Raw genomic sequence first — 23,572 nt, 5'->3', positions numbered from 1 at the left:
GAGCAAGCCCCCTCCCACATTTTGCACAGTGTTGTGTCAGTCCTACCGGGTTATTCCAAGTGTTCAGGTTTGATCGGGTCCCCGGATTTCACATCCAGTTGATGCCGTACATCCTCGAACATCAGGTCGTACTGTTTGTGCATCGAGCCATTGAGCACTGCCATTTTCGGCATCCCATACTTCTGCGCGATGTTCATCGCATGCCGGGCAAAGTCGAATGCCTGGTCCTTGGGCAAGAAGAACTCTTCCTTGAGGTCCTTGCCCTGCACCGAGCCGTGCAGCTTGAACAGCATGCCCTTGCCTTCCTTTGGGTCCTGGCTGACTTCGTAGTCGATACACAGGTTGTAGCTGTAGTCGTCCTTGTTCAGTGCGTGACGTTCGACGTGCAGGTGACCGGGTTCAAAGGTGGCCATAGGCGTATCTCCTCTACTTCACAGATAGGTGATGCCAGGTGTCGCCGTGCTGATGCGTGTGCCGGCGCTGCCCTGGACGATGGCTTCGATGTCGGAGAGTGAACCGATCACCGCGGTTTTGCCAGTCTGGCGGGCGAACTCGCAGGCGGCTTGCACCTTGGGGCCCATGGAACCGGCGGCGAAGCCGAGTTTTTCCATGTCGTCGGGGTGGGCCTGGCCGATGGCTTTCTGGGTCGGCTTGCCGAAGTCGATAAAAGCGGCGTTGACGTCGGTGGCGATCACCAGCAAATCGGCGTCCAGTTGCGTGGCCAGCAACGAGGAGCACAGGTCTTTGTCGATCACGGCTTCGATGCCTTTGAGCTTGCCGTCTTCACCGTACAGGGTCGGGATACCGCCACCACCGGCGCAGATCACGATGGCGCTTTTTTCCAGCAGCCACTTGATCGGGCGAATCTCGAAAATACGTTTGGGCCGTGGGCTGGCCACGACGCGGCGATATTTATCGCCATCCGGGGCGATGGCCCAGCCTTTCTCGGCGGCGAGTTTTTCCGCTTCGGCCTTGGAGTACACCGGGCCGATGGGCTTGGTCGGGTTCTGGAAGGCAGGGTCCTTGGCGTCCACTTCCACCTGGGTGAGCAGGGTGGCGAACGGCACTTCGAAGTCCAGCAGGTTGCCCAGTTCCTGTTCGATGATGTAGCCGATCATGCCTTCGGTCTCGGCACCGAGCACGTCCAGCGGGTACGGCGAAACGCTGGTGTAGGCCGCCGCCTGCAACGACAGCAGGCCGACCTGCGGGCCATTGCCGTGGGCGATGACCAGTTCGTTGCCGGCATGGATCTTGGCGATCTGTTCGGTGGCGATGCGGATATTGGCGCGTTGGTTGTCTGCGGTCATGGGTTCACCACGGCGCAGGAGGGCGTTGCCGCCCAGGGCTACGACGATGCGCATATTGCAATCCTTCTAGAGCTCGTAATCCTTTGTAGGAGCGAGCTTGCTCGCGAAGGAGGTCAACGATAACGCGCCCATCCTGAATGAACGCGGTGCCCTTGAATTTTTCGCGAGCAAGCTCGCTCCTACAGTGGGATCGCAGCAGGGTTTAGATATCCGCGAGTGCCGACACCAGGATCGCCTTGATGGTGTGCATGCGGTTTTCCGCCTGCTCAAAGGCGATGTTGGCCGGTGACTCGAAGACTTCCTCGGTCACTTCCACACCATTGGCCAGGTTCGGATAACGTGCGGCGATGTCCTTGCCGACCTTGGTTTCGCTGTTGTGGAACGCCGGCAGGCAGTGCATGAATTTCACCCGAGGGTTGCCCGAGGCTTTCATCATCTTGGCGTTGACCTGGTACGGCAGCAGTTGCTCGATGCGTTCGTCCCACGCTTCCACCGGCTCACCCATGGACACCCAGATATCGGTGTGGATGAAGTCCACGCCCTTGACGGCTTCTTTCGGGTCTTCGGTGATGGTAATGCGCGCGCCGCTTTCCTCGGCGAAGGCCTGGCACTGTTTGATGAAGTCTTCATGGGGCCACAGGGCTTTCGGCGCGCCGATGCGCACGTCCATGCCGAGCTTGGCGCCGATCATCAGCAGCGAGTTACCCATGTTGTAGCGCGCGTCGCCCAGGTAGGCGTAGCTGATGTCATGCAGCGGCTTGTCGCTGTGCTCGCGCATGGTCAGGGTGTCGGCGATCATTTGGGTCGGGTGGAATTCGGCAGTGAGGCCGTTGAACACCGGCACGCCGGCGAACTTGGCCAGTTCTTCGACGATTTCCTGCTCGAAGCCACGGTATTCAATGGCGTCGAACATGCGACCGAGTACGCGGGCGGTGTCTTTCATGCTTTCTTTGTGGCCGATCTGCGACGACACCGGGTCGATATAGGTGACGTGGGCACCCTGGTCGTGGGCCGCCACTTCGAAGGCGCACCGGGTGCGGGTCGAGGTTTTTTCGAAGATCAGCGCGATGTTCTTGCCTTGCAGGTGCGGACGCTCGGTGCCGGTGTATTTGGCGCGCTTGAGGTCGCGGGACAGATCCAGCAGGTAATTCAGTTCGCGGGTGGTGTGGTGCATCAGCGACAGTAGGCTGCGGTTGCGCATATTGAAAGCCATGATGGAATCTCCTTAATAGTCGATAGGGTCGCGGATGATCGGGCAGGTCATGCAGTGGCCGCCGCCACGGCCACGGCCGAGTTCACCGGCGCTGATGGTGATGACTTCCACGCCGGCCTTGCGCAGCAGGGTGTTGGTGTAGGTGTTGCGGTCGTAGCCGATCACTACGCCAGGCTCCACGGCCACCACGTTGTTGCCGTCGTCCCACTGCTCGCGTTCGGCGGCGAAGCTGTTGCCGCCGGTCTCGACCACGCGCAGGGCCTTGAGGTTGAGCGCTGCGGCCACGGTCTCGAGGAAGTTGGTTTTCTCCCGCTGAATGTCGATGCCGTGGGGTTTGCTTTCGTCAGGGCGCAGGGTGAAGGGCACGATCTGGTTGACCACTTCGGGGAAGATGGTCACCAGGTCGCGGTCGCAGAAGCTGAACACGGTGTCCAGGTGCATCGCCGCGCGGGACTTCGGCAGACCGGCAACGATCACCCGTTCCACCGCTTTGTTCTTGAACAGGTTGCGCGCCAGTTGGCCGATGGCCTGGTGGGACGAACGCTCGCCCATGCCGATCAACACCACGCCATTGCCAATCGGCATGACGTCACCGCCTTCCAGCGTGGCGGCACCGTGTTCCTGGTCGGGGTCGCCGTACCAGATCTGGAAGTCCGCGTTGGTGAACTCGGGGTGGAATTTGTAGATGGCGCTCGCCAGCAGGGTTTCCTGGCGTCGCGCCGGCCAGTACATCGGGTTGAGCGTCACGCCGCCGTAGATCCAGCAGGTGGTGTCGCGGGTGAACTGGGTGTTGGGCAGCGGCGGCAGGATAAAACTGGCGTGGCCGAGGAAGTCGCGGAACATCTCGATGGTCTTGCCACCGAAGCTGCTCGGCAGGTCATCGGCTGACACGCCACCGATCAGGAACTCGGCGATCTTGCGCGGCTCAAGGCTGCGCAGCCAGGAGCTGACTTCCTCGACCAGGCCCAGGCCCACGGTGTTGGAAGTGATCTTTCGTTCCAGGATCCAGTCCAGGGCTTCGGGGTTGGCAACGATATCGGTCAGCAGGTTGTGCATTTCCAGCACATCGATGTCCCGTTCGCGCATCTTGGTCACGAAGTCGAAATGGTCGCGCTTGGCCTGGGCTACCCAGAGCACGTCATCGAACAGCAGTTCATCGCAGTTGTTAGGGGTCAGCCGCTGGTGGGCCAAGCCTGGGGAGCACACCATGACTTTGCGCAGTTTGCCGGCTTCGGAATGTACGCCGTACTTCACTTTTTCCGTGGTCATTACAGATCCTCCAGTGAACATCAGTTACAGAGTCAGGAAGCCGTCGTAGAGGCCATAGGCAGCCACCAGGGCGCCAATGACGACTGCGGCGAAAATCAGCTTCTCGACGTTGGTGAAAATCGGTTTGCCCAGTTCATGCTTGGCCTTGGCGAACAGGATCGCGCCGGGGGCATAGAGCAGGGCGGACAACAGCAGGTACTTGGTGCCGCCGGCATAGAGCAGCCAGACCGCGTAGATCAGTGCGACCGCGCCGATAAACAGGTCCTTCCTACGCTCCTTGAGGGCGTTTTCGTAGGTTTCGCCGCGTACCGCCAGCAGCAGCGCGTAGGCCGCCGACCACAGGTAAGGCACCAGGATCATCGAGGTGGCGAGGTAGATCAGCGACAGGTAGGTACTGGCGGAAAACAGCGTGATCACCAGGAATATCTGGACCATGGCGTTGGTCAACCACAGGGCGTTGGCCGGCACATGGTTGGCGTTTTCCTTGCGCAGGAACTCCGGCATGGTGTGGTCCTTGGCGGCGGCGAACATGATCTCCGCACACAGCAGCACCCACGACAGCAGCGCACCCAGCAACGAGATGATCAAGCCGACGCTGATCAGCACCGCACCCCAGTGGCCCACCACATGCTCCAGCACGGCGGCCATCGACGGGTTCTGCAGCTTGGCCAGCTCCGGTTGGGTCATGATGCCCAGGGACAGCACGTTCACCAGCATCAGGAACAGCAGCACGGTGATAAAACCGATCACGGTGGCCTTGCCGACGTCGCTGCGTTTTTCGGCGCGTGCCGAGAAGATGCTCGCGCCTTCGATACCGATGAACACCCACACGGTGACCAGCATCATGTTGCGCACCTGGTTCATCACGCTGCCCAGGTCCGGGTTCTTCACGCCCCAGATGTCAGCGGTGAAGATGTCCAGCTTGAAGGCGAACACGGCGATCAACACGAACAGCACCAGCGGCACCACCTTGGCGACGGTGGTCACCAGGTTGATGAACGCCGCTTCCTTTATCCCGCGCAGCACCAGAAAGTGCACGGCCCACAGCAAGACCGACGCGCCAATCACCGCCGCAGGCGTATTGCCTTCGCCAAAGATCGGGAAGAAGTAACCGAGGGTGCTGAACAGGAGGACGAAGTAACCGACGTTGCCCAGCCAGGCGCTGATCCAGTAACCCCAGGCCGACGAAAAGCCCATGTAGTCACCGAAGCCGGCCTTGGCGTAGGCGTAGACGCCGCCGTCCAGATCAGGTTTGCGATTGGCCAGGGTCTGGAAGACGAAGGCCAGGGTCAGCATGCCCACGGCGGTAATTACCCAACCGATCAATACCGCGCCAACATCGGCACTGGCGGCCATGTTTTGCGGCAGAGAGAAGATCCCGCCGCCAATCATTGAGCCGACGACAAGTGCAACCAGTGCACCCAATCGAAGTTTTCCGGGAGATTCAGACATCGCATAACTCCAATGCAGGAGAAGAGAGACCACAGAATAATTCCGTGCGCTAATCAAACAGCTGACTCAGATCACTTCATTGGCACATTCCATTGTGAATTAATGACTTAGACTGGAAAGTCGTGGGCAGTAGTTTTCCGCGCAAAGGCGCTTTCCAGAGCGATCTCTGCGGTTTGGTCAATCATTTAGTGCTGCGTATGGACGTTTGAAACTAGCCCGTTTTCCTGAATGTGCAAACTTTTCGCAATGGCGACAATAAAGAGCTTGGAAGCGACAAAGTATTCGGCGTATTTAAAATGTAAATAAGCCTAAACTATGCAAACTGTCATGCCGCTGAGTTATGAGCGTGGCGGTTTTATCGCTGTCTTTAATAAACGCTACACTCGCTGAGTTAATTAGTTGAGTGCATGGTTGTCCGCTCAAATTTTATTCAGGAGTCTGCATGTCTCAACCGGCCCAGAAACTTCGGCTTGGCGCCCTGATTGCCTTGGTGGTGGGCTCGATGATTGGCGGGGGGATCTTCTCGTTGCCGCAGAACATGGCCGCGCGCGCGGAGGTGGGCGCGGTGTTGATCGGTTGGGCGATCACCGCCGTGGGCATGCTGACCCTGGCGTTTGTCTTCCAGACCTTGGCCAATCGCAAGCCGGAACTGGATTCCGGGGTGTACGCCTACGCCAAGGCGGGTTTCGGCGACTACATGGGTTTTTCGTCGGCCTGGGGTTACTGGATCAGCGCGTGGATGGGCAATGTCGGTTATTTCGTGTTGCTGTTCAGCACCCTCGGCTATTTTTTCCCGGTGTTCGGCCAAGGCAATACGCCGGTGGCCATCGGCTGCGCATCGTTGCTGCTGTGGGCCGTGCATTTCCTGGTGATGCGCGGGATCAAGGAAGCCGCGTTCATCAACCAGATCACCACCGTGGCCAAGCTGGTGCCGCTGCTGATGTTCGTGGTGATCGCCGCCGTGGCGTTCAAGGCCGATATCTTCACGGCTGACATCTGGGGCCTGGAAAAGCCGCAATTGGGCAGTGTGGTGGACCAGGTGCGCAATATGATGCTGGTCACGGTATTTGTGTTTATCGGCATTGAAGGCGCCAGTGTGTATTCGGCGCGGGCCGAGAAGCGCGCGGACGTGGGGCGGGCCACGGTGATCGGCTTTCTCGGCGTGCTGGCGCTGTTGGTGCTGGTGAATGTGTTGTCCCTCGGCATCATGAGCCAGGCGGAGCTGGCCGGCCTGCAAAACCCGTCCCTGGCCGGTGTGCTCGAGCATATCGTCGGTCCCTGGGGCGCGTTGCTGATCAGTATCGGCCTGGCCGTGTCGCTGCTGGGGGCCTTGTTGTCCTGGGCGCTGCTGTGTGCCGAGATCCTCTATGCCACCGCCCATGACAAGACCATGCCGGCCTTCCTGAAAAAGGAAAATGCCAACCAGGTGCCGGTCAACGCCTTGTGGCTGACCAATGTGATGATCCAGGTCTTCCTGGTGATCACGCTGTTTTCCCACAGCACCTACACCACCCTGATCTACCTGGCGTCGTCGATGATCCTCGTGCCTTACCTGTGGTCGGCGGCTTACGCGGTGTTGCTGAGCGGGCGTGGTGAAACCTATGAAGGTGCCCACCGCCATCGCATCAAGGACCTGCTGGTGGGGTTGATCGCCCTGGGTTACGCCGTATGGTTGCTCTACGCCGGGGGCCTTAAATACCTGCTGCTGTCGGCGCTGCTGTATGCGCCGGGCGTGATCCTGTTCGCCCTGGCCAAGCGCGAACAGGGCCAGCCGTTGTTTACCCACGTTGAGAAAGGCATTTTCAGCTGCGTGATCGCCGGTGCAGGGCTGGCGGCGTATGGGTTGTACAGCGGGGTGTTGTCGTTGTGATGGGGTGACGGTACTGGCCTCATCGGGAGCAACCCCCCTCCCACATTTTGAATATGTTCACCCATCAAAGTGTGGGGGGCTTGCTGCCGATAGCGGCCGTCAAGTCACCATTGAGGCCGGTGGGAGCCCAATTCTCCCGCCGGCAAATCCCATTGCAATGGCGTACCGCTGATAGTCAGCGGGGGCAGCAGCCGATGGGCCTGGCCCCAGGCGGTCTGTTCGACGACCAGGCCTTGATCCCCTGGTTCTTCCTCGCGCAACGACGGTTGCTCGGGCACTTGGCCTGCTTGCACCAGTAACGTTGCGGTGCGTGCCAACGACAACCGCGCCGAACCACCGCGCCCCGACTGCAGCCGTTCGCCCAGCGCCTGAATCGCACTGGCCGCCATCAGATACCCGGTCGCGTGATCCAGCGCCTGCAACGGCAGTGGCACCGGTTTATCCGCGTGTTTCCAGAGCATGCCGGCCTCGGCGATCCCGCTGCTCATCTGCACCAGGCTGTCGAAGCCCCGGCGATTACGCCACGGGCCGCTCCAGCCGTAGGCGTTGAGGCTGACGTCGATCAGGCCTGGGGCGAGGTGTTGCAGTTCGGGGGCGGTGTAGCCCAGATGCTCCAGGGCGTCAGCGCGGTATCCGTGGAACAGGATGTCGGCGTCCCTGAGCAAACGCTCGAAAACCCGCCGACCTTCGGGCGTTTTCAGGTCCAGGCGCGCGCAGCGTTTGCCCAGGGTCATTTCCGGGACTACACCGGGTTCGTTCCAGGTGGGTGAGTCGATGCGCAGTACATCCGCGCCGAGGCCGGCAAGGAAACGACTGGCCACCGGGCCGGCCAATACGCGGGTCAGGTCCAGCACCTTGAGGCCGGCCAGCGGGCGTGCCAGCGAACCGTGCCAGGGTTTGTCGGTCGTGGTTTCGAAGGTCTGGCGTTGGACCAGCGCCTCGGCGTTCACCGCCAACCCCTGCGGATGTTGCTGCCAGGCTTGCCAGGCACGCATCTGCGCGGCGCAGCCACCTTGGTCGACAATCGCCTGTTCCAGTTCTGCCGCGTTCCACGCCGCGACCTTGCCGGCCATCCCGGCGCGGTCGGCGACCTTGCCCAGCACCCGCTCGGCGGCGGCACGGTGATGAGGCGCGTTGGTATGCAGGCGAATCCAGCCATCGGCGCTGGCGTAATCGCCGGCCACCGGATCCCACAACGGTGGCACTTGCCAGCCCAGCGGGCGGATCGAGGACGAGAACCAGAAAGAGGCGAGGCGTCGGTCCACACTCACCTCGGGCTGGCGCCCGGTCCGTTGCCGGATCAACTGGGCGACGGCCTGCCCGGCGGCGCCGATGCTGGCACTGGCCAGCTCGGTGACAGCGAAGGTCGAGGGCAGGGCGCCAGCCTCGGTGAAGGTCAGCGGGGTGTGGGGTAGATCGAGTGCGGCTTGGATGGGAGTCAGCAGGTCAGTCATCAAAGGCCCTCCGTAAGAGAGGGGCCACTATAGAAGATCATCACACCGGCGTGACAACTCCCGGTTCCAACGGCAGGTCGATGCTGGCGATAAAACCACCGGCTGGGTGATTGGCCAGGATCAGGCTGCCACCGTGGCGTTCGGCCGCGCGTCGCGCGATCGCCAGGCCCAGGCCGTGGCCTTGGGCGGTCTGGCCGGGAGCGCGGTAGAACGGTTCACCGAGTTGGCTCAGGTGTTCGGCGTCCACGCCGGGGCCATGGTCGCGCACGCTGATCAGGATACGTTCGCCCTGGCGCTGGGCGTGCAAATCGATCGGTTGCCCCGGCGGGTTGAAGCGCTGGGCATTGCGCAGCAGGTTATCCACAGCCCGTTCGATCATGGTCGGCCAGCCCTTCAGTTGCAGGTCTGCGTCGGTGCTCAGTTGCACCACCTGGTCCGGCGCGCTGAGTTGGGCATCCTTTTGCAGGGTTTTGAGCAGGGGGATGAGGTCGATGTCTTCGGCGCTGGCATTGTCGGCATCGACGCGGGCCAGCACCAGGATCTCGCTGATCAGCGCTTCCAGGCGGTCGCATTCGCGGGTCAGGCGTGGCCAGAGTTTTTCCCGTTCTTCGGGGCTGGCGCGCTCGGCCAAGGCCAGGGCGATGCGCAGGCGCGCGAGGGGCGAGCGCAGCTCATGGGACACGTCGCGCAGCAGCTGGCGTTGACTGCCGATCAGGCTTTGCAGGCGTGCGCCCATGCGGTTGAAGTCGGTGGCGAGTACGCCGAACTCATCGCGGCGGTTAGCCAGTTGCGCCAGGCTGTTCTGCTGGTAGGTGGCCTGGCCGAGGTCATGCACGGCGCCGCGCAGGCGGCTTAGTGGGCGGGTGATGGACAAGGTGACGAACAGGCTGAACAAGGTCAGTACCACCAGGGCAATCGTCAGTGCGCTCAAGGGCCATGTCAGGCTGCTGCGGTGCCACTCGTCCAGCTCCGGGTGCGGGATGCGGTAGATCAACAGGTAGGTGTCGCCGGTCTTCTCGCTGGTGTACTCGGCGGTCAGGCGTCGCCAGGGCAGATGGCCTTCCTTGCTGTCGTTCTGCCGGGCTTCAAAGGCAGCGGCGCGGCGCGGGAAAGTGCCGCGCACCACCGGCTCGCCGCTTTCGTTGAGCACTTGCACGTCGATGTGGTACTGGCGCTTGCGCTGTTGCAGCAGGTCCTGGGCGGCATCCTCGCCCTGGGCTTCGTAGAGTTGGGTCCACTCTTGCGCGAGGTTATTGAGGCCGGGGTGGCGGCTGAGAATCCAGGCATCCTGGTTAAGCATGTGCCCAAGCAGGATCGACAACCCGGCAACCAGGGCGATGGCCAGCCAGAAACTGGCCAGGATGCGCCAGAACAATGAACGCACAGGAAACCCTCAAACAGGAAAAGCCCAGTGGCGGTGGCCACTGGGCTGGGAGTGTTAACGCGGGTGCATTATTGCGCTTTTTGCGACTGTTGCGCTTTCCAGGCCTGGAATTCCTTCCATTCTGCACGGCGCTGTTCTTGCTTCTTGACGATCTCGTCGAACTTCTTCTGCTGGTCAGGCTTGAGCACGGCACGGATATCGGCCTGGGTTTTCTGCTTGCCGGCGGCGATTTCATCCTGCATGGCTTTCTGGTCGGCGGCCGGGAGTTTGTCCAGGTACTTTTTGACCAGGTCCTTGCGAGCGTGCCATTGGTCACCCATCAGCTTGCCGATCTGCTCGCGCTGTTCGCGGCTCAGGTCCAGTTGGCTGAAGGGGCCGCCTTTGCCACGCGGACCGTGTTCACCGCCGTGGCCCGGGCCACCCATCATGTGCCCTTCAGGGCCGCCCATCGGGCCCGGGCCTTCAGGCAGTGCGGCCATGGCAACGGTCGGCAGGGCGGCGGCGAACATCAAAGCGATAAGGGTCTTGCGCATGGTGATTCTCCTGTCTCTATTCCGGTGAGTCCGGATGTGAGTAGATTACGGAGATCAAGGTCAGCCGCCGTCAGGAGAGGGTAAAGGTTTGGTAAGGGGGGCGGCAGCTGCAAGTTTTTAGCTGCAAGCGGCAAGTAACAGCTTTTCACTTGCCGCTTGTAGCTTGCAACTTATAGCTGCCTCTAGAGGCTGTAATAGTAGCCCCGGCTGCGCAACGCCACGATCCGTGGCCGGCCATCGGGGTGAGGGCCGATCTTCTTGCGCAGGTTGCTGACGTGCATGTCCAGGCTGCGATCGTAAAGGGTCAGCTTGCGGCCCAGGGCGATCTGCGCCAGTTCCTGCTTGTCCAGTGGTTCGCCGGGCTGGCGCAATAATGCTTCCAGCAGGCGGCTTTCGGAGACGGTGAGGGTGAATTCCTGCTCATCGATGCTGACCACGCCGCGCACCGGGCTGAAGCACAGGTCGCCCAGTTCCAGTTGGCTGGACACGGCGGCCGGGTGGCTGCGGCGCAATACCGCGCGCAGGCGCGCGGTGAGTTCGCGTGGGTCGCAGGGCTTGGCCAGGTAGTCGTCGGCGCCCAATTCCAGGCCGAGGATGCGGTCCAGGGGTTCGCCCCGCGCCGAAAGCATCAGCACCGGCAGCTCCGGATGGTCGTTGCGCAATTGCTTGAGCAGCTCCAGGCCGCTGCCGTCGGGCAGCATCACATCCAGTACCACCGCCGCCGGGGCGCTGTCGGCCAAGGCTTTGCGCGCGCTCAAGCCATCGTGGCAGGCGCGCACCTGGAAACCTTCCTGGCTCAGCCAACTGCTCAGCAGCTCGCAGAGCTCCTGGTCATCATCTATCAGTAACAGCTCGCTCATGACTCACTCAATTTAGCCATTGTCGACGGCGACGGTGCCCACCGCTGGCGAAGATCCCGCACAACAGGGCGATCAGTGCGACGGCCCCACCCGTGACGAACCATTGTTGCTGCTCGGTCAGCCAGCGGGTCAAGGCGCCGCCCTGTGCATCTTTGAGTTGCTGGGCCAGGCGTTGGTTCTCCTGGCGAAGGCGACTCAATTGAGCGCTTTCGCGGGTGGCATCCGCGCTTTGCAGTTGCTTGCTCAGTTCTTCACGCTGCCGCTCGCTTTCTTTCAAGCGTTGCTGCAACTCGGTGATCTGGGCGCCGGCGCTCAAGGACAGGGGCGTGGAACTGCCGGTGCTCGAGGTTTCTTCAGCGTGGGCCGTAGCCCCGATCATTAACACTGCCAACAGACACAACTGACGTAAGCGCATCGGAACTCCTGATTCCACACGAATATTCAGAACGTTGTCGGCAGGTTGCCGAAAATAATGAGCAATTAGGAGTGCGCCGTACTCAATAGGTTCGGCGCAATCGGGATCAGGGCAGGACTTGCTTGAAGGGTTTGATCACTACGTCGGCGTAGACCCCTGCGGCGACATAGGGATCGGCCTTGGCCCAGGCCTGGGCATCGGCCAGCGAGGCGAACTCGGCGACGATCAGGCTACCGGTAAAACCGGCGTCGCCCGGGTCGTTGCTGTCCACGGCCGGGTGCGGGCCGGCCAGCACGATGCGGCCTTCGGCTTGAAGGACTTTCAGGCGCTCGACGTGGGCCGGGCGCACGGACAGGCGTTTTTCCAGCGAGTTGGCAACGTCGGTGGCAATGATGGCGTAGAGCATGTCAGTCCTCGGTTTTCGGCGTAGTAGGCTCGGTGTCATGCAGGTGGCGCGACAGGTAGATGCCCTGGGCGACCAGGAACAGCACGGTCATGCCCAGGCTGCCGAACACTTTGAAGTCGACCCAGTAGTCCTGGAAGGTAAACGCCACGAACAGGTTGGCGGCACCGCAGAAGATGAAAAACACGATCCAGGCCACGTTCAAGCGTGTCCACACCGGTTCCGGCAGGGTCAGTGCGTGGCCCATGATCCGCTTGATCAGCAGGCGATCACCGATGAAGTGGCTGCCGATGAATGCCAGGGCGAACAGCCAGTTCACCACCGGCGCTTTCCATTTAAGGAAGGTTTCGCTGTGGAAGGCCAGGGTCAGGCTGCCGAAGACCAGGCAGGCGACCAGGGTCAGCCACTGGCTTTTTTCCAGTTTGCGCTGGGAAATGAAGATGGCGCCGTAGACCACCACAGAGCTGATGATGAGCACGGCGGTGGCGCTGTAGATGCCGCCGACAGTCAGCTCATGGCCGGCCAGGTCGATGACCCTGGGGTCGAGTTTGTAAACGATGAAAAACAGCAACAGCGGGATGAAGTCGATGAATTGTTTCACAGTAAGAGCCAGAAGCTGGATGTGGCGGCATAATAACAAACATCCTTGGTTGCGATAGCGCCAGCTGACTTGAGGTTACACACCCCCGTGAATGTTGATTTGCACTGCCACAGCACGGCCTCCGACGGCGCCCTGGCGCCCGCGGTACTGGTTGCGCGTGCGTTTGAAAAAGGCGTGCGAGTCCTCTCGTTGACCGACCACGACACCCTCGAAGGCCTCGACGAAGCGCGTACAACGGCCCATGCCCTGGGCATGCAACTGGTCAACGGGGTGGAATTGTCCTGCACCTGGGGCGGCGCCACCATTCATGTGCTCGGCTACGGCTTCGATCAAAAAGCGCCGCCGCTGGTGGAGGCTATCGCGCAATTGCACGATGGCCGCTGGCTGCGGTCCGAAGAAATAAGCCGAAAACTCAGCCTCAAAGGCATGCCCAACGCCCTCGACGGCGCCCGCGCCCTCCAGCAGGAACTGGGTGACAGCGGCAACGCGCCGGCCCGTCCGCACTTTGCCGACTGGATGGTGCGTGAGGGTTTTGTCAAAGACCGCGCCGAAGCCTTTCGCAAGTGGCTGGGCGCCGGCAAGTTGGGCGATGTGAAGCAACATTGGCCGACCCTCGAAGACACCGTCGAGACCCTGCGGGCCTCCGGAGCCTGGGTCAGCCTGGCGCATCCCTGGCATTACGATTTCACCCGCAGCAAGCGTCGCAAGCTGATTGGCGACTATATTGGAGCGGGCGGTCACGCGATCGAAGTGGTCAACGGCTTTCAACCCGCCGAACAGGTGGGCAGCCTGTCGATCCTTGCTCGCGAATTTGGTCTGCTGGTCAGCGCCGGCAGTGACTTTCATGGCCCTGGCGGCTGGTCCGAGATCGGCGAGTACCGCGCGGTCCCGGAAGATTTGCCGCTGTTGTGGGGGAGATTCAAGCATGACCCCATTATTGCCACCGTCTGAACAGGTAGAACCCGTGAGTCAATTCTTCCAGATTCATCCGGAAAACCCCCAGGCGCGCCTGATCAAGCAGGCCGTAGAGATCATTCGCGCCGGCGGTGTGGTGATCTACCCAACCGATTCGTCATACGCCATCGGTTGCCAGATCGGTGACAAGGGCGCAGTCGAGCGTGTCAGACGCCTGCGCCAGCTGGATGACAAGCACAACTTTGCGCTGATCTGTAGCGACTTGTCCCAGCTGGGCCTGTTCGCCAAGGTCGACACCGGCACCTTCCGCCTGCTCAAGGCCCACACGCCAGGGCCCTACACTTTTATCCTCAACGCCACCCGCGAAGTGCCGCGCCTGCTGCTGCACCCGAAAAAACGCACCATCGGCCTGCGGGTGCCGGAGCATCCCATCGCCCTGGCGTTGCTGGCCGAGCTGGGTGAGCCGTTGATGAGTGTGTCGCTGATCATGCCCGGCGACACCGAGCCCCTGGAAGACCCGTACGAGATGCGCCAATTGCTGGAAAAACAGGTGGACCTGATCATCGACGGCGGTTTCGGCGGCAACAAGGCCTCCACCGTGATCAACCTGGCCGACGGCGAACCTGAAGTGATCCGTGTCGGTTGCGGCGATCCTGCGCCCTTTATGGCCGAGGCCTGAATGTCAGCCGTGGAAACCGTCGACAGCCAGGCGGGCGCCCAGCAGGAGCTGCCGTTTGCCATGGTGTACGGCCAGGCGGTGCTGGAAATGCCGCTGGACCTGTACATTCCGCCGGACGCCCTGGAGGTCTTCCTTGAGGCTTTCGAGGGCCCGCTGGACTTGCTGCTGTACCTGATCCGCAAGCAGAACATCAACATCCTCGACATCCCGGTGGCGGAAATCACCCGCCAGTACATGGGCTATGTCGAGTTGATGCAGTCGGTACGCCTGGAACTGGCTGCCGAGTACCTGGTGATGGCCGCCATGCTCGCCGAGATCAAGTCGCGCATGCTGTTGCCGCGCGCGGAGACGGTCGAGGCCGAAGAGGACGACCCGCGCGCCGAACTGATCCGCCGGCTGCAGGAATACGAGCGCTTCAAGGCCGCCGCCGAAGGTATCGACGGCCTGAGCCGCGTCGGCCGCGACGTGGTGGTACCCAAGCTCGACGCCCCCGAAGCCCGCGCGCGCAAGCTGCTGCCGGACGTGAGCCTGGAAGAGTTGCTGATGTCCATGGCCGAGGTGCTGCGCCGTGGCGATATGTTTGAACACCACCAGGTCAGTCGCGAGGCCCTGTCCACCCGCGAGCGTATGAGCGATGTGCTCGAACGCCTCAAGGGCGGCGGGTTTGTGCCGTTTGTGGAGCTGTTCACGGCGGAAGAAGGGCGCCTGGGGGTGGTGGTGACCTTTATGGCGGTCCTCGAGCTGGTCAAGGAGTCCTTGGTCGAGCTGGTCCAGAATGAGCCTTTTGCGGCTATCCACGTGCGGGCGCGAGCCGAATAAAGAGCTGAAACGATGAATCTGACTGAACCCCGCGAATTGGCCCCGTTGCTGGAGGCCTTTCTCCTGGCCTCGGGTAAACCGCAATCCCTGGAGCGTCTGTTCGAACTGTTTGAGGAAGCCGAGCGCCCTGAACCGCCGGTGTTCAAGAAGGCGCTGGAAATCCTGCGCAAATCCTGCGACGGCCGCGCCTTTGAACTGCGTGAGGTGGCGTCGGGTTATCGCCTGCAGATCCGTGAGAAGTTTTCCCCGTGGGTCGGCCGCCTCTGGGAAGAGCGCCCGCAGCGCTATTCACGGGCGATGCTGGAGACCATGGCGCTGATCGCCTATCGCCAGCCCATCACCCGTGGCGAAATCGAGGACGTGCGGGGCGTGGCGGTCAACAGCCATATCGTCAAGACGCTGCTGGAGCGTGAGTGGATCCGCATCGTCGGCTACCGCGACGTGCCCGGCAAACCGGCGATGTTCGCCACCACCAAGGTGTTCCTCGACCATTTCAACCTGAAAAACCTCGACGACCTGCCGCCCCTGGCCGAATTGCGTGAGATGGAAGCCGAGCCGGTGCTCGACTTCGACGACGCCCCGGTCCCGGCGAGCCTGCAGGAACTGGCCGACGCCACCGCCGAGCCGGAAGAGCCCAAGGACGAAACCAGTTTCCACACGTTGTTGCTGGAACTGGACGACATGGAGCAGGGCATCAAGACCGACTTTGATGACTTGCTGCGCGATGGTGCGGCCGAGCCGGAAGCCCAGGTGAGCGAGGAGGTCGAACCTGAACCTGAGGACGATATCCTCGGCGTGGCCGAAGCCCGCGAAAAACTCCTGGCCGCCGTCGCCGCCCTCGAACAACCGCCCCTGAGTGACGAAGAAGACGAAGCCCGGGCCCTGGCCGAGGCGATTGAGAACGAACGCCGCCAGTTCGAAGACTGACGCAGTCGAATGTGGGGCCTGGGGCATCACCGGTCGGCGGAAAAACCAATGGCCTGGCGCTTATCGACTAGTCTCTGATGCGCAATGCGCGCCATGGGCGTATGATTCGCGACCCTTTGCCGACCTATTCGGCCAAAGCCCCGCTTTCAACACTCTTCAGGCCACGCCTGAATCGACCCACCGGGAGGTGCTTAAGATGAACGATAAAGACCAGAACGACAGCCAGGAAATCGGCCCAGCAGGCGAAAAGCTGCAAAAGGTGCTGGCGCGTATCGGCGTGGGCTCGCGCCGCGACGTCGAAGCCTGGATCACCCAGAAGCGAATCAAGGTCAACGGCGTCGAGGCCACCCTTGGCCAGCGCGTCGACCTGCACGATGCAATCACCATTGATGGCAAGGTCATCAAGCGTGAAGAGGCCGCCGAATCGGTGCGCCGCGTGATCATGTACAACAAGCCCGATGGCGAGATCTGCACCCGTGACGACCCGGAAGGCCGTCCGACCGTGTTCGACAAGATGCCCAAGCCCAAAGAAGGCCGTTGGATCAACATCGGTCGTCTCGACATCAACACCACCGGCTTGCTGATGTTCACCACCGACGGTGAACTGGCCAACCGCCTGATGCACCCGTCCTACGAGATGGACCGCGAATACGCCGTGCGTGTGCGTGGTGAAGTCGATGACGAGATGATCGAACGCCTCAAGGCCGGCGTGGTGCTGGAAGACGGCCCGGCCAAGTTCACCGACATCAAGCAGGCGCCGGGCGGTGAGGGTTTCAACCACTGGTACCACTGTGTGGTGATGGAAGGCCGTAACCGTGAAGTGCGTCGCCTGTGGGAATCCCAGGGCCTGGTGGTCAGCCGCCTGAAGCGCGTGCGTTTTGGCCCGGTGTTCCTCAACTCCGACCTGCCGATGGGCCGCTGGCGCGAAATGAGCCAGTACGAAGTCGACATCCTCAGCGCCGAAGTCGGCCTGACGCCGGTCGCCATGCCGCAGATGAACGCCAAGAGCAAAGACAAGCTCGATCGTATGCAGCGTAAATCGTCGCGCCCCGTGGCCCGCACCGAACGTGTTGCCCGCACCCTGCGCCCGGCGCTGGATGCACCGGCTACCGGGGGGCGTATCTCACGTCAACCGCACATCGAAGGCGAGCGTCGCCCAACCGCGCCATCGCGCCAGGAAGGCGAACGTGCGCCACGCACCCCACGCCCAGCCGGTCGTGGTGACGCGCCAAGCGGTGGTCGCAGCAACCGTGGTGACGCCGGTCGCGGTGCTCCAGCATCCGATCACCCAGCCGACAGTGCCAACACCAAGCGCCCGGCCAAGCCAGCGCCGAAAAAGCGCCCAGGCCTGAAACTGGTCGCGGACGAGCCATCGGGCAAGCGCCGTGGCGCACCGGCCGGTTCAGGTCAACGTCCAGGCTTTGGTCGCAAGAAACCGCAGTGATGTAACCGCGGCACACAAACGCCAACCCTAGGGTTGGCGTTTGTGTGCCTTGGAATAGAGGTAAAACATGTGGGAGGGGGCTTGCTCCCGATAGCGGTGTATCAGCTTGCCAATCCGGCGACTGACGCACCGCTATCGGGAGCAAGCCCCCTCCCACAGTTGGATCTCCATCATTTTCAAGGTCGGTGTTCAGAACGCAAAAGTGCCGTCAAACACCGGTTTGTCATCCAGAGCCAACACCCCACTGGCAAAGATCAGGTCCAGGTGATGGCTGCCTTTCTGCCCGCCACCCAAGCCCAGGTGCAAGCCGCAGTGGCGCTCCTCGAACCCGGCATTGCGCGCATACAGGTCCTTCACCCCTTCATTGGTGCCAATCCCCAGTTCCTCCACCCGGCGATTGGACGGGTTGGCATTCAGGTATTTATTGAAGTCGTCGGCCAGCCCCGGCACGTCACTGGCCACGCTGCAGATGGTCGAGTTTTCGATCCACAGTTCCAGTGGTGACTGCAGCACGCCGTACTTGCGTGCGAAGGGGATGGTGCTGAGAAAGGTGCCGACAAACCGCACCTGACCATTGATGGCCTCGCTGTGGGTGGCGATTTCGCCGGGGGCCAGGTCGTGGTTGCCGATGCCGTTGATATTGGTCCACTTCTTGATGCTGCTCATGGGCGCCTGCAGGCGTGAGCCGTGTTTGTCGGTAAAGCTCAGCACAGCGGCTTGGGACATGCGCCGGATCAGCGTGGCGTTGAGGTCGGCGATGCGCTGCGGCTCGACGCTGAAAGTGTCGTAGAAGTAGTCGCCGTAATCCTTGAACAGCAGGGATTTCTTCCAGTGTTCGGCCATCACGCCTTGCAGGGCACGGATGAAGTCCGGGCCTTCGGCGCGCGGGTTGGGCAGGGTGGAGGAATCGTAGAGGAACAGGTACAGGTCGCAGGCTTCGATGGCCTGCGCCAGGCTGTCGCTGTCGGCCAGGTCCAGGCGCTGCACCTGGAAGTTGAAACGGGCGGCGCTGCTCTGGGCGATCGCCTGGGCGATGGCGTCGTAGCGCTCGGTGTGGCCCAGCAGCACGGTGGGGCAGTTCAGGCCGCTGAGGGCCGGATGGTGTGCAAGGTAGTAGAGAAAGTGTTCAACGGCGCGGGCCTTGTCCATGACGTATGTCCTTGTGTGCCTTGGGTAAGGAGGCAGGTGCCGTGCACAGCACCTGCCGAATACGTGCCGGGTGTCAGAAAGGCCACATCGCCGTGCCAAATGGCACCACGGCATCGGCTTGCATCATTTCAACGGCGGCCTCGTGGGTCGGCGCTTCAAACCAATCGTCGAGCTGCAGTTCGGTTTCCAGGTCGTTTTCCAGTGCTTGCATGGTGTATCTCCTAGAGGACGTTGTTTGAGAACGGCTTGCCAGCAGGCTTCGCTGGGCAAGTGAAAGAACCTAGGTGAGAGTGTTTGGTAATGCAAAAATTTTATTGACACGGTCTCATTTGGATTTTTTCTTCTGTTTTTTCGCCGGCTTTTTTTCTTCAGCAAATACAGTGAGCTGGCATCGCTAATGGTGATGAATTTTCCTGCCGCCATTTTTTCAAAAACTTACAGCTGTAACGCAGATTTTCCATGCTGTAACGATTAATTTACGTGTACCTCGCGGCATGATTGGCCTATTTACCGCTGTAAGGAATACCTGACAGATCGTCGCACGTGCTCTGCGGGTGCGGCTTGAAGCTGTCGAGCGGTGTACAATGCGCCGCGTTTTACTGTGACCCCCTTGCGTAACCACGCAAAAGGCCAAGACCTCAGGGTTTACCCGCCCTGATCACTCCGCCTGGCCACGAGCCCGGCGGGTTCGATTTCGTCACAGATAAAAACAAACAGGTGACGCATGACCGTTAGAAAGACGCTGTATTCCTGGTGCCTGCGCTGGGGTTTGAGCGGCGCTGCTTGAGTCGGTAATTCAAGGCAGCAACCTGCATTCAACATCATCAAACCTTGCGTGAGACCCTTTTCATGAGTGAACCCCATTGCTCTTCAGGCGAGCTGAAACGCGGCCTGAAAAATCGGCATATCCAGTTGATCGCCCTTGGTGGCGCCATCGGCACCGGCCTGTTCCTGGGCTCGGCCGGCGTGCTCAAATCCGCCGGCCCGTCGATGATCCTGGGTTATGCCATCTGCGGCTTCATTGCCTTCATGATCATGCGCCAGCTCGGCGAAATGATCGTCGAAGAGCCGGTCGCCGGTTCCTTCAGCCACTTTGCCCACAAGTACTGGGGCGGTTTCGCCGGCTTCCTGTCGGGCTGGAACTGCTGGATCCTGTACATCCTGGTGGGCATGTCCGAGCTGACAGCCGTCGGCAAATACGTGCACTACTGGTGGCCGGAGATCCCGACCTGGGTCTCGGCGGCGGCGTTCTTCGTGCTGATCAACCTGATCAACCTGGCCAACGTCAAAGTCTTTGGTGAAGCGGAGTTCTGGTTCGCCATCATCAAGGTGGTCGCCATTGTCGGCATGATCGCCCTGGGCAGCTACCTGCTGGTCAGTGGCAGCGGCGGCCCGCAAGCCTCGGTGAGCAACCTGTGGGAACACGGCGGCTTCTTCCCCCATGGCGTCAGCGGCTTGGTGATGGCCATGGCGATCATCATGTTCTCCTTCGGCGGCCTGGAAATGCTCGGCTTTACCGCCGCCGAAGCCGACCAGCCACGCACTGTGATCCCCAAGGCGATCAACCAGGTGATCTACCGCATCCTGATCTTCTACATCGGCGCCCTGGTGGTGTTGCTGTCGCTGACACCATGGGACAGCCTGCTGGCCACCCTCAACGCCTCCGGCGATGCCTACAGTGGCAGCCCGTTCGTGCAGGTGTTCTCGATGCTGGGCAGCAACACCGCCGCGCATATCCTCAACTTCGTGGTGTTGACGGCGGCGTTGTCGGTGTACAACAGCGGCACCTACTGCAACAGCCGCATGCTGCTGGGCATGGCCGAGCAGGGGGATGCGCCCAGGGCGCTGGCCAAGATCGACAAGCGCGGCGTGCCAGTGCGTTCGATCCTCGCTTCGGCGGCGGTCACGCTGGTGGCGGTGTTGATGAACTACTTCATTCCGCAACATGCGCTGGAACTGCTGATGTCACTGGTGGTGGCCACGCTGGTGATCAACTGGGCAATGATCAGCTTCTCCCACTTCAAGTTCCGCCAGCACATGAACCGCACCGGCCAGGCGCCGTTGTTCAAGGCGCTGTGGTACCCGTACGGCAACTATGTGTGCCTGGCGTTCGTGGTGTTTATCCTGGTGATCATGCTGATGATTCCGGGGATCCAGGTGTCGGTGTACGCGATCCCGGTGTGGGTGGCGTTTATGGCGGTGTGTTATTGGATCAAGAACAAGCGCAGTGCTGAAGCGGCGTTGAGCACCGCGAGTGCGGCGTTGAAGTAAACAGGCGCCTACCTGGAAAACCCCGCATCCTGCATAGGGCGCGGGGTTTTTTGCGGTTTGAAACCGTCAACTTTTTGAAATCACACCGCTCATGTATTCATTCAAGTCGCGAAAGTCCTTAACGTTCCAGGCATGCGGCGGGACCTTTACTCCATTCTCGCGCAGCGTTTTTGGGATCAGGTCTCCATTCGGGCGAAGTATGACCGACGACACAATAACGCCCGGGTAAGCCGCCAGCCGTTTTTTGAAGGCTGGGGTTGTCAGGTCAGGTGTAGGCGGGTTGCTTTTCCTGGCCAACGGTCCCGTTGCCTTGAGGTCTGGCCCGTGGCACATGGCGCAGCGCTGTGAATAGAGGTTTTTGCCATTGGCGTTATCTGCAAAGGACAGTGACGTTTGAATGAGTGATAAGGTGCCGAGCAAAGTGATCAATAGTCTTTTCATTGTCATGCGTCCTTGTTGTTGAGGTTGTTGTCCTGATTGGGCGTGTCTGTTGCCTAGGGTTTATTGAGTGATGCTGGTTATTTCCAACAACGTGCACCTGCCCGATGCCGAAATCGAGTTGACCGCCATCCGCGCCCAGGGCGCCGGAGGGCAGAACGTCAACAAGGTGTCGAGCGCGGTGCACCTGCGGTTCGATATTCCGGCGTCGTCGCTGCCGGCGTTCTACAAGGAGCGACTGCTGGCACTGCGTGACAGCCGTATCACCAGCGAAGGCGTGCTGGTGCTCAAGGCCCAGCAGTACCGGACCCAGGAACAGAACCGCGCCGACGCGCTGGAACGCCTGGTGGAGCTGATCCTCACTGCCACCAAGGTCGAGAAGAAGCGCCGCCCGACCAAGCCCACCCTGGGCTCGAAAAAGCGGCGCCTGGAATCCAAGACCAAGCGCGGCAGCATCAAGGCCGGGCGCGGCAAGGTCGACTTCTAGGCATCGCGCGCTTCGCGGGCCTTGGGCGCTTGCCGGTACAGGTAGACACTCAGCAGCAGCCCACCGAGGGCGGCGAGGGCGGCGAACAGGAAGATCGACGCAAAGCCGAAACCTGCCGCCACGGCCCCGGCCAGCGGCCCGGTAATGCCCAGCGACAGGTCGATAAACAGCGAATAGGCGCCCACCGCCGAACCACGGCTGGACGCGGGCACCAGGTTGACCGCCTCCACCCCCAGCGCCGGAAACACCAGGGAAAAGCCGAAACCGCTCAACGCTGCGCCGGCCAGGGCCAGGTTGGCATCCGGCGCCAACCACAACAGCAGCAGGCCGAGGATCTCCACCGACAGGCAGGCGATCGCCACGCGAAAGCCGCCGATACGGTTGATCAAGTTGCCGAACAGCAGGCGTGCACCGATAAAGCTGGCGCCGAACAGGCTCAATGCCCACACCGCATTATCCCAATGCTGAGTGGTGTAATACAGGGTGATAAAGGTGGCGATGGTGCCAAAGCCGATGGAGCCCAGGGCCAACGCGCAACCGTGGGGCAACACCCGGCCCAGTACATTCATGAACGGCAGGCGCACGCCGGCGACGATGGGCGCAGCCACTTTGTTCCAGGCCAGCAACAGGCCGACGACCGCCAGCAGGATAATGCTGACGCCCATGCTCCACAGCCCGAAATTCCTCACCAGCAGCACGCCCAACGGTGCACCGACCGCCAGCGCGCCGTAACTGGCGATACCGTTCCACGAAATGACCTTGGCGGTATTGGCCGCGCCCACCCGGCCAATGCCCCAGCCGATGGCGCCTGAGCCCACCAGGCTTTCTGCGCTGCCCAGTACCAATCGACCGATGAGCAGGCTGGCCAGGCTGACGGCCGGCACGCTCGAAAACCACGCCGCAAGCAACATGAACACGCCGCTCGCGCCGCAGCCCACCAGGCCGATCAGCACCGCCCGCTTGCTGCCCAGGTTGTCGATGATTTTGCCTGCATACGGGCGGCTCAACAGCGTGGCCAGGTATTGCACGCTGATCACCAGGCCGGCGATCACCGCGCCGTAGCCCAGTTCACTGTGGACATAGCCCGGCAACACGGCCAGGGGAATGCCGATATTCAGGTAGCCGATAAAGGTGAACAACACGATGGAAACAACTTGCAGCGTGACCGCCATGGGGCGCTGGGTATCTGGCATGGGAGAGGTCCACTGTCGCAGCAGGTAAAGATAGGCTGCTAATGATACCGGGGCTTGGGCGTGCGCAGGGCGGTAAAACGCAAAAACGTCAGATCAAAAAGACGTCAGGCTTGAAGGGGGGCGAGTAACTGGGTGGTGACCAGGGCGGCCAGGGCGTTTTCCTGGGTGCCGAAGCGCTTGAGCAGCAAGGCTTGTTTGTCCGCGCTGAGGCGGTTCCACACGTCGACCATCTGCAGGGCGGTGTCGAGTACGGCGGTGTCCGGGAGGGTGTCTGTCATGGCGGGTACCTCGGGGTGATTCAGGCAGTGTGGAAAGCGTTCAAAGGTCCGCTTTCCACACGGTCTGGTACGGCGTCAGTCCTGGCTCTTGCTGTCGACTGGTTTTGCTTGTTTGGCCTCAGGCTGCTTCGCGCTGGCCTGCTGCGGTGTTGGCTGCTCAGTTTCGTGCAGGCTTGGGAAGGGGAGATTAGGTATCTCGTGCATCGTCGTC

The 23,572-nt window shown here is 61.4% G+C and carries 25 protein-coding genes; 8 read left to right on the top strand and 17 right to left on the bottom strand.

Features of this window, described 5'->3' with window-relative positions:
- Positions 1–50: 50 nt before the first annotated feature.
- From PspCFBP13509_RS21610 to arcD (PspCFBP13509_RS21585), 5 genes are all read right to left on the bottom strand, one after another.
- The gene (locus tag PspCFBP13509_RS21610) at positions 51–413 is read right to left on the bottom strand and encodes a DUF5064 family protein (protein ID WP_065925907.1); all 363 of its coding nucleotides are present in this window, start codon (positions 411–413) and stop codon (positions 51–53) included.
- An 18-nt stretch (positions 414–431) separates the two neighbouring features.
- Positions 432–1,361 carry a carbamate kinase gene (gene arcC, locus PspCFBP13509_RS21605; protein ID WP_065925908.1) on the bottom strand — a complete coding sequence of 310 codons (930 nt, stop codon included), beginning with the start codon at positions 1,359–1,361 and terminating at the stop codon, positions 432–434.
- A 148-nt stretch (positions 1,362–1,509) separates the two neighbouring features.
- Complete coding sequence (locus tag PspCFBP13509_RS21595) at positions 1,510–2,520, bottom strand: ornithine carbamoyltransferase (RefSeq protein ID WP_015885593.1); 1,011 nt, start codon at positions 2,518–2,520, stop codon at positions 1,510–1,512.
- Between the two features lie 12 nt (positions 2,521–2,532).
- The gene (arcA, locus tag PspCFBP13509_RS21590; RefSeq protein ID WP_027605560.1) at positions 2,533–3,789 is read right to left on the bottom strand and encodes an arginine deiminase; all 1,257 of its coding nucleotides are present in this window, start codon (positions 3,787–3,789) and stop codon (positions 2,533–2,535) included.
- A gap of 24 nt (positions 3,790–3,813) precedes the next feature.
- Complete coding sequence (gene arcD, locus PspCFBP13509_RS21585) at positions 3,814–5,241, bottom strand: arginine-ornithine antiporter (protein WP_065925910.1); 1,428 nt, start codon at positions 5,239–5,241, stop codon at positions 3,814–3,816.
- A 442-nt stretch (positions 5,242–5,683) separates the two neighbouring features.
- On the opposite strand from arcD (PspCFBP13509_RS21585), the gene arcD (PspCFBP13509_RS21580) reads away from it, so the two are divergent.
- Entirely contained in the window at positions 5,684–7,111 is a 1,428-nt protein-coding gene (gene arcD, locus PspCFBP13509_RS21580) for an arginine-ornithine antiporter (protein WP_065925911.1), read from the top strand.
- Positions 7,112–7,215: 104 nt separating this feature from the next.
- Here arcD (PspCFBP13509_RS21580) and PspCFBP13509_RS21575 read toward each other — a convergent pair whose 3' ends face one another.
- The 7 genes from PspCFBP13509_RS21575 to PspCFBP13509_RS21545 form a co-directional block, all read right to left on the bottom strand.
- A complete protein-coding gene (locus PspCFBP13509_RS21575) occupies positions 7,216–8,565 on the bottom strand; it encodes a CoA transferase (protein WP_074847525.1) in 1,350 nt (449 codons plus the stop codon).
- A gap of 40 nt (positions 8,566–8,605) precedes the next feature.
- On the bottom strand, positions 8,606–9,949 hold the full coding sequence (locus PspCFBP13509_RS21570; RefSeq protein ID WP_137212667.1) for a sensor histidine kinase: 1,344 nt from the start codon (positions 9,947–9,949) through the stop codon (positions 8,606–8,608).
- Positions 9,950–10,017: 68 nt separating this feature from the next.
- Positions 10,018–10,482 carry an LTXXQ domain protein gene (locus PspCFBP13509_RS21565; protein WP_074847523.1) on the bottom strand — a complete coding sequence of 155 codons (465 nt, stop codon included), beginning with the start codon at positions 10,480–10,482 and terminating at the stop codon, positions 10,018–10,020.
- A gap of 182 nt (positions 10,483–10,664) precedes the next feature.
- Entirely contained in the window at positions 10,665–11,342 is a 678-nt protein-coding gene (locus tag PspCFBP13509_RS21560) for a response regulator transcription factor (protein WP_027605566.1), read from the bottom strand.
- Between the two features lie 7 nt (positions 11,343–11,349).
- Positions 11,350–11,757 carry a translation initiation factor 2 gene (locus tag PspCFBP13509_RS21555; protein ID WP_027605567.1) on the bottom strand — a complete coding sequence of 136 codons (408 nt, stop codon included), beginning with the start codon at positions 11,755–11,757 and terminating at the stop codon, positions 11,350–11,352.
- A 106-nt stretch (positions 11,758–11,863) separates the two neighbouring features.
- Positions 11,864–12,163 (bottom strand): YciI family protein, encoded by a 300-nt coding sequence (locus tag PspCFBP13509_RS21550; RefSeq protein ID WP_027605568.1) that lies wholly within the window; start codon positions 12,161–12,163, stop codon positions 11,864–11,866.
- Between the two features lies 1 nt (position 12,164).
- Positions 12,165–12,761 carry a septation protein A gene (locus PspCFBP13509_RS21545; protein ID WP_065925914.1) on the bottom strand — a complete coding sequence of 199 codons (597 nt, stop codon included), beginning with the start codon at positions 12,759–12,761 and terminating at the stop codon, positions 12,165–12,167.
- Between the two features lie 87 nt (positions 12,762–12,848).
- Between PspCFBP13509_RS21545 and PspCFBP13509_RS21540 the strand changes: the two genes are divergently transcribed.
- The 5 genes from PspCFBP13509_RS21540 (at position 12,849) to rluB (ending at position 17,545) form a co-directional block, all read left to right on the top strand.
- Positions 12,849–13,712, top strand: coding sequence for a PHP domain-containing protein (locus PspCFBP13509_RS21540; protein ID WP_065925915.1), 864 nt, complete (start codon positions 12,849–12,851; stop codon positions 13,710–13,712).
- Positions 13,713–13,725: 13 nt separating this feature from the next.
- Positions 13,726–14,355, top strand: a complete 630-nt coding sequence (locus PspCFBP13509_RS21535) for an L-threonylcarbamoyladenylate synthase (RefSeq protein ID WP_027605571.1) — start codon at positions 13,726–13,728, stop codon at positions 14,353–14,355.
- Positions 14,356–14,475: 120 nt separating this feature from the next.
- Entirely contained in the window at positions 14,476–15,174 is a 699-nt protein-coding gene (locus tag PspCFBP13509_RS21530; protein ID WP_169898658.1) for a segregation and condensation protein A, read from the top strand.
- A 12-nt stretch (positions 15,175–15,186) separates the two neighbouring features.
- Positions 15,187–16,101, top strand: coding sequence for an SMC-Scp complex subunit ScpB (gene scpB, locus PspCFBP13509_RS21525; RefSeq protein WP_137212665.1), 915 nt, complete (start codon positions 15,187–15,189; stop codon positions 16,099–16,101).
- A gap of 196 nt (positions 16,102–16,297) precedes the next feature.
- Entirely contained in the window at positions 16,298–17,545 is a 1,248-nt protein-coding gene (gene rluB, locus PspCFBP13509_RS21520; RefSeq protein WP_027605574.1) for a 23S rRNA pseudouridine(2605) synthase RluB, read from the top strand.
- Positions 17,546–17,734: 189 nt separating this feature from the next.
- On the opposite strand, the gene PspCFBP13509_RS21515 is transcribed toward rluB, so the two are convergent.
- Together PspCFBP13509_RS21515 and PspCFBP13509_RS31535 are read right to left on the bottom strand one after the other, a co-directional pair.
- Complete coding sequence (locus tag PspCFBP13509_RS21515; protein ID WP_065925918.1) at positions 17,735–18,694, bottom strand: leucyl aminopeptidase; 960 nt, start codon at positions 18,692–18,694, stop codon at positions 17,735–17,737.
- Between the two features lie 73 nt (positions 18,695–18,767).
- A complete protein-coding gene (locus PspCFBP13509_RS31535) occupies positions 18,768–18,905 on the bottom strand; it encodes a hypothetical protein (protein WP_003175756.1) in 138 nt (45 codons plus the stop codon).
- Between the two features lie 638 nt (positions 18,906–19,543).
- On the opposite strand from PspCFBP13509_RS31535, the gene PspCFBP13509_RS21510 reads away from it, so the two are divergent.
- Entirely contained in the window at positions 19,544–20,965 is a 1,422-nt protein-coding gene (locus tag PspCFBP13509_RS21510) for an amino acid permease (RefSeq protein WP_137212663.1), read from the top strand.
- A 66-nt stretch (positions 20,966–21,031) separates the two neighbouring features.
- On the opposite strand, the gene PspCFBP13509_RS21505 is transcribed toward PspCFBP13509_RS21510, so the two are convergent.
- Positions 21,032–21,406 carry a cytochrome c gene (locus tag PspCFBP13509_RS21505; protein WP_065925921.1) on the bottom strand — a complete coding sequence of 125 codons (375 nt, stop codon included), beginning with the start codon at positions 21,404–21,406 and terminating at the stop codon, positions 21,032–21,034.
- A 70-nt stretch (positions 21,407–21,476) separates the two neighbouring features.
- Here PspCFBP13509_RS21505 and arfB point away from each other — a divergent pair, with 70 nt between their 5' ends.
- Entirely contained in the window at positions 21,477–21,890 is a 414-nt protein-coding gene (arfB, locus tag PspCFBP13509_RS21500) for an alternative ribosome rescue aminoacyl-tRNA hydrolase ArfB (protein WP_065925922.1), read from the top strand.
- Here arfB and PspCFBP13509_RS21495 read toward each other — a convergent pair.
- Both PspCFBP13509_RS21495 and PspCFBP13509_RS31530 read right to left on the bottom strand, forming a co-directional pair.
- Positions 21,887–23,083, bottom strand: coding sequence for an MFS transporter (locus tag PspCFBP13509_RS21495; RefSeq protein WP_065947872.1), 1,197 nt, complete (start codon positions 23,081–23,083; stop codon positions 21,887–21,889). The two genes, arfB and PspCFBP13509_RS21495, sit on opposite strands and share 4 nt — an antisense overlap.
- A gap of 104 nt (positions 23,084–23,187) precedes the next feature.
- Entirely contained in the window at positions 23,188–23,361 is a 174-nt protein-coding gene (locus PspCFBP13509_RS31530) for a hypothetical protein (protein WP_162844272.1), read from the bottom strand.
- Positions 23,362–23,572: the final 211 nt, after the last annotated feature.

The sequence above is a fragment of the Pseudomonas sp. CFBP13509 genome, assembly GCF_005233485.1.
In the GTDB taxonomy this organism is placed as follows: Bacteria; Pseudomonadota; Gammaproteobacteria; order Pseudomonadales; family Pseudomonadaceae; genus Aquipseudomonas; species Aquipseudomonas marginalis.
This window is presented reverse-complemented; position numbering and strand designations above follow the sequence as displayed.